Raw genomic sequence first — 7,387 nt, 5'->3', positions numbered from 1 at the left:
CTCCCGTCTCGGCGCCGATCCCGCGCGGTTTGCCGGCGCCTTTGTGGACTGGGGATCCGACGGCCGCGAGCACATGCTGCAGGCCTGGGAGAAATGGCTGAAGCAGAAGCCGTCATCCGTGCTCGGTGTGGACTTCTACGGCCAATCGACCTGGGAAGATTTTCGAAAAGTGGATTGGGTGCCGGGCATCTGGAGACGGCTTAATCCAAAACGGAACGTGGTCTGGTCGATGCCGCTGACGATCACGGGAACGCCGCTGGTCGATGTCGCGGATGGTCTGCATGATTCCGAGTTCGAGGCGGCGGCCCGCGCGATCTCCGATGCGCAGCCGCGCGCGATCATCCGGCTCGGCTGGGAGATGAACCTCTCGCAGATGGGCTGGTTCGCAAAGGGCCAGGAAGCCGACTACATCAGGGCGTTCCGGCGCGTGACGGAGATCTTCCGCCGTGCGTCCAGCGAGTTCAAGTTCGACTGGTGTCCCGGCTGGGGGGCGCAGGAGATGCCGGCCGATCTCGCCTATCCCGGCGATGATGTCGTCGACTATATCGGGCTCGACGTCTACGACTTCAAATCGGAAGGCTCGGTGGAGGAGCGCTGGCAGACGCTTTATCTCAAGGCGCCTTTCGGTCTCGAATGGCATCGCGATTTCGCCGCGCGCCACGGCAAGCGCATGAGCTTTCCGGAGTGGGGCGTCGGCCACGCCGGCGACAATCCTTACTTTATCCAGAAAATGCACGACTGGTTTGTGGAGAACCGCGACAGCATCGCTTATGCGGCCTACTTCAATGTCGACGGCCTATGGCCGACGCAGATCGACACCGGCCGCTTCCCGGAATCGGAAAAGCTGTTCCGAAAGCTGTTCGCAGCCAAGTGACCTCGTAGCCCGGGTGAAGCGAAGCGCAACCCGGGACAACTGCATCAGCGATTACGAGCGGCCAGGGGTTACGCTGCCGCTTCACCCGGGCTGCGGTTGCTGTTGACCTCGTTCGCCTGCGCCTTCATTCCCGTCAGCAGGGTCAGGCCCATCTTGAGCTTGTCCTGCAGCGTGCGCTGGGCGAGGCAGGTGAAGAGACAGAGCTTGTCGCAGGCCACGGTTTCCTTGCGGCGCATGCGCGCTTCCTCGCTGTACCAGATCTCGCGCGCGGTCTGGGTGCGCACGTTGCCGATCGGCTTGAAGAACCAGCAGACCTCGAGGCGGCCGTCGGAGCGGATGAAATAGTTGCGCATGCCGACCCGGCAGGGCATGACCTCCGGCGGCGCCTTCTCGCGGCGGAAATGATTAGGCCAGGCGTTCAGCACGGCCTCGCCATTGAGGATCGGCGCGCCCCGGCGCTTCAGCCGCAGCAACTCGTCGCGAACCGCGATCAGATCATCCATCTCGCGTTCGCCGATCCACAATTCGTCCTCGACCTCCTGCGTGCCCATCTCGACGGGCTGGAAGCTCAGCGCGGTGGCGCCGATCTGCTGGATCCAGTCGACCATCTGCGGGAGCTGGCGGAAGTTCAGTCTGTGCACGACTGGTTTGATGATGATCGGAAAATCCAATCCTTCGGCGCGGCGCTTCTCGGAGACGTTCCGGATCCCCTGCACGATGTCGTTCAGCGAGTTTTCGACGCCGCGCGAATAGTTGTGGATATTCGGATCGCGCGAATCGATCGAGATGTTGATGTTGAAGGGATGTGCTTCGACCGTCCGCGCGACGATCTTCTTGTTCAGATAGGCGCCGCCATTGGTGGTCACGCCCCAATGGATGTCGTTGTCGCGGCAGAACCGGACGAGGTCGAGGAAACCCTTCTTGATATAGGGCTCACCGCCGGCGAATTCGACATGATAGGCGCCGATGAATTCCTTCAGGCTCGAGAGCGCGCGCTGCCATTCCTCGATCGACATTTCCTCGCGGTAGTTCGGGCGGCGCCAATAATCGCAATAACGGCACTTGTAGTTGCAGCGCTCGACGACCTCCGCGAAGATCGCGGCCGGCCGGGTGACATCGCGGCCGGTGCGCAGATAGAGTTCTTCCGACAGCGCGTTGCGGACATGTTTTGTGCCCAGCGAAACGAGGTCTAGCGCTTTCAAGGTGAAACCTCAGACGTTTGCGAGTGTTGTTACGGTCTCGGTCGATTTCTTTGTCGTCCCGAGGAACAGCAAATCGAATGCCAGTGGGGATGAAGGCTCTTCGTGCCGGCGCTCTCGACGGTGTTTAACCTTAACGAATTGCTGCCAACGCGCGCGCCATCGCGCGCTCGTCAATGCTCATCGAATGGCAGTGGAGCGGAAAGCGCGCGAAATGCCCTCCGATTAACCCTCGCAAGAGATCGTCGCCGCGCCGCGCGTGGCTGGATCGGATTTTGCCATGACCTGGCCATACCCTGCGAATCGCTTTCGTGCGGCTCCGCCCATCAACGATTTCGGGACGATTGCGTCCCATGATGGTGGCGTGACCCGTTCTGGGACGGCGTGTCGCGGACTGGGATTGAAGCCATGAACAAGATGTCGATTGCGACCGAGTTTCTTGTAACGGACCGCGCCTGGGTCGCGGCCTCGCCCGGGCTCGACTGCTCCGTCGAGACGGTAGTCTGCATCCCGAGCTTCCGCCGGCCGCAGCATCTGCGGCTGACGCTGGAATCGGTCGCCGCGCAGCGCACCGCGCGCCGCTTTGCGGTCGTGGTGGTCGAGAACGACGCGGCCAATTGTGAAAGCGCACCGGTGGCCGCGGAATTCCTGGCGTCTGGAAAGCTGAATGGCCTTTGCCTCGTCGAGCCGCGGCAGGGTAACTGCCACGCCATCAACGCAGCGTTCGAGACGGCGCTCGCAACCTTCCCGCAAGCCGCGAACTTCCTGATGATTGACGACGACGAGATCGCCTCGCCGGATTGGCTCGAGCGCATGATCGAGGCCGCCGAGACGACCGGGGCGGACGTGATCGGCGGGCCGGTCTGGCCGAATTTCGACGACGAGCGCAAGCGCGGCCTGAAGCGTCATCCGGCATTTGCGCCGGCCTATCATAGCAGCGGGCCGGTGCCCGTGATCTATGGCTGCGGCAATTGCTGATCCGGCGCCAGGTGTTCGCTGGCCTCGGCAGCCCCGCGTTCGATTTGCGCTTCAATTTCCTAGGTGGCGGCGACCATGATTTCTTTGCACGCTCCCGCCGTGCGGGCTTCCGATTCTACTGGGCGACGGAAGCGGCCATCTCGGAGACGGTGCCGCGGAGCCGGACCAAGCTCGGCTGGATTGTGCGGCGCGGCCTGCGGATCGGGGCGATCAACTATCACATCGAGCGCAAGGGCGCGCAGTCGACGTGGTCGCGTGCCGCTGTGATGGCCAAGATGTTCGGCCTGGTGCCGTTCTCGCTATTCCGCGCCACGCGCATCGTCTTGAGGGAACGGAAGGCCATCATCGCCATGCATCCGATGATGGTGGCCGTCGGCAGCGCGCTTGCGGTGCTCGGCATCGAGCCGCAACCCTACGCCGCGGCGAAGATCGTTTCGTGACCGAGTTTCTCATCACGTCCGAAGCCCGGGCCGTCTTCGCCGATGTGTGGCGGCGGCCGGTGATGGATTTCGTCCGCGCCGCGGTCTTCATCGGCATCCTGCTGCTGGTGTGGATTTCGCTGCATCCGTTCGACGATCTCAGCGACATGCGCGTCGGAGAGGTGACCTCCGGCAAGGAGGCCGTGCTCTACGCGCTGTTCGGCCTGCTCATGGTGCTGATGCTCGTGTTGACCATGCGCGACAACATGCCGGCGTTGGCGTCGCTGCTGACCCCGGCCTATGTGCTGTTCGGGACCTGGCTTTGCCTGACGGTCGTACTGTCGTTCGATCCGGCCACCTCGAGTCGCCGCTTTGCGCTCTCGGTATTCGTCGTGGTGGTGACGGCGACGGTGATGCTGTTGCCGAAGTCGCAGAGCGAGTTGATGCGGTGGTTCAGCATCGCCGCGCTGGTCTTGCTCGCGACCTGCTATCTCGGGATCTTGCTGGCTCCGAACCTGTCGATCCATCTGGCGACCGACCCGCAGGAGCCGGCGCTCGCCGGCAATTGGCGTGGCGCGTTCGGGCACAAGAACGTCGCCGCTGCGATAATGGCGATGACGATGTTCCTCGGCGTCTACTTCATCCGTGCCGGCGGATGGATCTCCGGCGTCATCGTCATAGCGCTCTCGGCCCTGTTCCTGGTCTATTCCGCGGGCAAGAGCTCGATCTCGCTTTGCCTGGCCGTGCTGCTGCTGACCTCGCTGACGTCGGTCGTTCGTTCCTTCTGGGGACGCGCATTGATGTTGCTGCTGCCGCTCATCGTGCTCAACCTGTTCAGCGTCGGCACGGTGCTGAGCGACACGCTCGCGTCGATCGCAAAGCTCCTGCCGCTGGATACGAGCTTCACCGGCCGCTCCGACATCTGGGTCTTTGCCGTCGATTCGCTGCATCAGCGGCTCCTGACCGGCTATGGTTTCGAAGCCTTCTGGGGCAGCAATGCGATCACGAATCTGAAGGAAGGCAAGGAATGGGCAGGCTATGCCTCGCACAGCCATAACGGTTATCTCGACACCGCGCTCGGCACCGGCCTGCCGGGTCTTGTGTTCCTGATCGCCGCTGTTGTCGTCAAGCCGCTGCGCGATTTCCAGGCCGCCGACGAGGACGGCAATGACGGCCCGCTGTCGATGATGTTCCTGCGGATATGGCTGTTCGGCCTCTATCTGTCGTCGATGGAGAGCTTCTTCCTCGACCGCGCCGATCCGATCTGGGCGACGTTCCTGATCGCCGTGTTCGGCCTGCACTATCTCGCGCGGTTCCGTTTGCGGGCATAGATGACGGCCGCCACCGTCGTTGCCACATCGCGCCACCAGCCGGTGAAATCGAATGGCGCCTGCGGCGGTGGTCGTTTCGCCGCGGCCAGGATCGCATCCGCATAGACCTCGCCTGCCGATCCACGCGGAACCAGCACGATCGCGCCGCGATCGATCAACTGCCTGAAGCGCGGATGATGGTCGAACTCGTCCGCTAGCGCGGGGCCGGTCGCGACCAGCGGCCGGCCCGCTTGCGCGCAGGTGAGGATGCTCGAACGGCGGGCCGTGATGCCTTCGTCGAGCGGATAGCAGAAGGCGTCGACCTCGCCGAAGAGGCCGAATACTTCGGCATCGGAGGCAACGAAGCCGGAGACGATCACGTCCTCGCCGAGGCCAAGCTCGGCGGCGCGGGCGTGGAAATTCTCCTCGACCTTGTCGACGCCGCGAATGAAGGAGCCGATATAGACCAGCAGCGGCCGCAATCCGCGCGCCTTCAGGATCGCGCCGATCTCGAGCAGCGCATTCGGCTGCTTGCCCGGGTAGATCGAGCCGAAATGGCCGATCACCAATCGTCCGCTGACGCGTGCCGCTGATAGCCGCCGCCGCAATTCGGAGTCTTCGGTCTTCGAGGGCGCCTCGACGTTGGGCGGCAGTGGCGCCAGCACGGATTTCGTTACGGCGGAGCTGACCACGGCGTCATCGGCAAGTTCCTTCCGCACCAGCGGCGAGAACATGACGATGCTGTCGGCAACCCACACCGCGGGAATGTAGGTGATCCGCCGCATCCAGTTCAGCCCGGCCCATTCATGTTCGACCAGGATGACCTTGCGCCGCCTGAGCTTCGCGATCGCGAGCGTGAGAAGCGGCCGCAGGATCACGCGCTTCCAGGCCACGATCGGAAAATTGCAGATCACGCTCTGCGCCGAACCGACTGCGCGCCAGATGTCGTGGAGCGATCCTTGGCCGCGCGTCAGGGTTAATGTTTGGCTACTGCCGGGGTCGAGCTTTTCGATCGCGTCAGTCAATAAGCGCGTGAACTGTCCGACGCCGCAATGCATCTCGGCTCCCGCGCCGAGGAACAGCGCCCGATATCGGGGTGTGGAGGTCATCGCGCAGCGGCAGGGCTTCCGGGGTGATCTCGGTTAGCATACCGCGCAGACCTTAGCTTCCGGTAAGCGCCCGAAACAGTGCCGGCACCGATCTTGCCAATCCTCGTGTGAAGGCTGCCCGGTCGTCCCGTAACGGGACATCGGAAGATCAAAACGACGCAAGGCGACCAGGAGCGCGACATGACGACAGGCAAGATCTTCACCAAATGGGACGACACCCATTCGGAGCTCTGGAGCCATCAGCCGATCCGGCTCGAGCACGCGATGCACAAGCAACCCGCGTTCTCGATGGATGAGCTCGCGAAGCTGATCGAGAACTATCCGCGCGAGCATTACAGCCTGGTCAAGACAGGTGCGAAGGGTTCCGGCCGGGTCTGGCGCGAAGGCGAAATCGGCAAGCTCAGCGGTCGCGAGGTGATCGAGGCGATCTCGCGCGGTGGTCTCTGGCTCAACCTGCGCAATGTCACCTCCATCGATCGCCGTTTCCGCGTGATGGTCGACCAGATGTTTGCGGAGATCGCCGCCAAGGTTCCGAGCTTTGATGCGCCGACGCATCAGGCAGGCATCCTCGTCTCCTCGCCGGACGCCCAGGTCTATTACCATTCCGACCTGCCGGGGCAGGGATTGATCCAGATCGCCGGACGCAAGCGGGTCTACATCTATCCGAACACACCGCCATTCATCCGGCCGGAGCACCTCGAAGACATCGCGCTGTTCGACGTCGAGGTCGATATCCCCTATGCCTCCTGGTACGACCAGCATGCCCAGGTGATCGATCTCGAGCCTGGCCAGATGTTGAACTGGCCGCTGAACGCGCCGCATCGGGTCGAAAATCTCGGCGTCGTCAACATTTCGATGACGGTGTCCTACGTCGACGACGAGATCCGGCGCGCGCAGATCCTGCATCTCGCCAATAGCATGCTGCGTCATCGCTTCGGCTACGCGCCGAAGAGCCGCAGCCTTCACGGCCCGTCCTTCTTTGCCAAGCAGGTGATGCAGAAGCTCTTGCGCGACGGCAAGTGGGTGAAGCGCGAGCGCGCCGTGCGCCGCCCGATCGACTTCCGTCTCGATGAGATCGAGCTCGGCAAGATCGTCGATCTGCCGAAGGCGGCGTAAGCGCGGCGTGTGGCGATGACGGTACTTGCGACATCGGCGGGCAGGCTCTCCGCGCACGCGAAAGCGCGGGCGGCCGGCTACCGCGTCGAGATCTTTACAGACTGGAAGCCGGCAGCAGCGCGGTGGGGTACGTTCGCGCCTCCGACCGCGTTCCAGAATCCGCAATGGTATGAAGCCTGGTACGCCGCTTTCGCCGACACCGAGGGCGTCTCGCCGGTGATCGCCTTCGTCACCGATGCCGCGACTGGCGAGCCGGCCGCGCTGTTGCCGTTGATCCGTCATCGACAGGGCCGCATTCGAACCATCGAATTCGCCGACCTTGATCTCACCGATTACAACGCGCCGTTGCTTGGGCCCGCGGCGCCGCGCGACGCCGCGGCAG

The 7,387-nt window shown here is 63.3% G+C and carries 5 protein-coding genes and 2 pseudogenes; 5 read left to right on the top strand and 2 right to left on the bottom strand.

Going from position 1 to position 7,387, the window contains the following annotated elements:
• Positions 1 to 874 (top strand): glycoside hydrolase family 26 protein (locus CWO89_RS46365; protein ID WP_207234656.1); only part of this gene is annotated, 874 nt, incomplete at its 5' end.
• A 68-nt stretch (positions 875 to 942) separates the two neighbouring features.
• Here the strand turns inward: CWO89_RS46365 and CWO89_RS38155 are convergent.
• On the bottom strand, positions 943 to 2,076 hold the full coding sequence (locus CWO89_RS38155; RefSeq protein WP_130583503.1) for a radical SAM protein: 1,134 nt from the start codon (positions 2,074 to 2,076) through the stop codon (positions 943 to 945).
• A gap of 405 nt (positions 2,077 to 2,481) precedes the next feature.
• On the opposite strand from CWO89_RS38155, the pseudogene CWO89_RS38150 reads away from it, so the two are divergent.
• Positions 2,482 to 3,491 (top strand): annotated as a pseudogene (locus CWO89_RS38150) (glycosyltransferase family 2 protein).
• Positions 3,488 to 4,801 (top strand): O-antigen ligase family protein, encoded by a 1,314-nt coding sequence (locus tag CWO89_RS38145; protein ID WP_130583502.1) that lies wholly within the window; start codon positions 3,488 to 3,490, stop codon positions 4,799 to 4,801. The pseudogene CWO89_RS38150 and the gene CWO89_RS38145 overlap by 4 nt, the downstream one beginning before the upstream one ends.
• Here the strand turns inward: CWO89_RS38145 and CWO89_RS38140 are convergent.
• Positions 4,771 to 5,889, bottom strand: a complete 1,119-nt coding sequence (locus CWO89_RS38140) for a glycosyltransferase family protein (protein WP_130583501.1) — start codon at positions 5,887 to 5,889, stop codon at positions 4,771 to 4,773. The two genes, CWO89_RS38145 and CWO89_RS38140, sit on opposite strands and share 31 nt — an antisense overlap.
• A 180-nt stretch (positions 5,890 to 6,069) precedes the next feature.
• Between CWO89_RS38140 and CWO89_RS38135 the strand changes: the two genes are divergently transcribed.
• Together CWO89_RS38135 and CWO89_RS38130 are read left to right on the top strand one after the other, a co-directional pair.
• Positions 6,070 to 7,005, top strand: coding sequence for a cupin-like domain-containing protein (locus CWO89_RS38135; RefSeq protein WP_130583500.1), 936 nt, complete (start codon positions 6,070 to 6,072; stop codon positions 7,003 to 7,005).
• A gap of 15 nt (positions 7,006 to 7,020) precedes the next feature.
• A pseudogene (locus CWO89_RS38130) lies at positions 7,021 to 7,387 on the top strand (GNAT family N-acetyltransferase); the annotation flags it as partial.

This window comes from Bradyrhizobium sp. Leo170 (assembly GCF_004296405.1).
Taxonomy (GTDB): Bacteria; Pseudomonadota; Alphaproteobacteria; order Rhizobiales; family Xanthobacteraceae; genus Bradyrhizobium.
This window is presented reverse-complemented; position numbering and strand designations above follow the sequence as displayed.

Bases quoted from the DNA above. Each gene is read 5' to 3' on its own strand.
- CWO89_RS38140 (WP_130583501.1), bottom strand. From the start codon at position 5,889: ATGACCTCCACACCCCGATATCGGGCGCTGTTCCTCGGCGCGGGAGCC.
- CWO89_RS38135 (WP_130583500.1), top strand. From the start codon at position 6,070: ATGACGACAGGCAAGATCTTCACCAAATGGGACGACACCCATTCGGAG.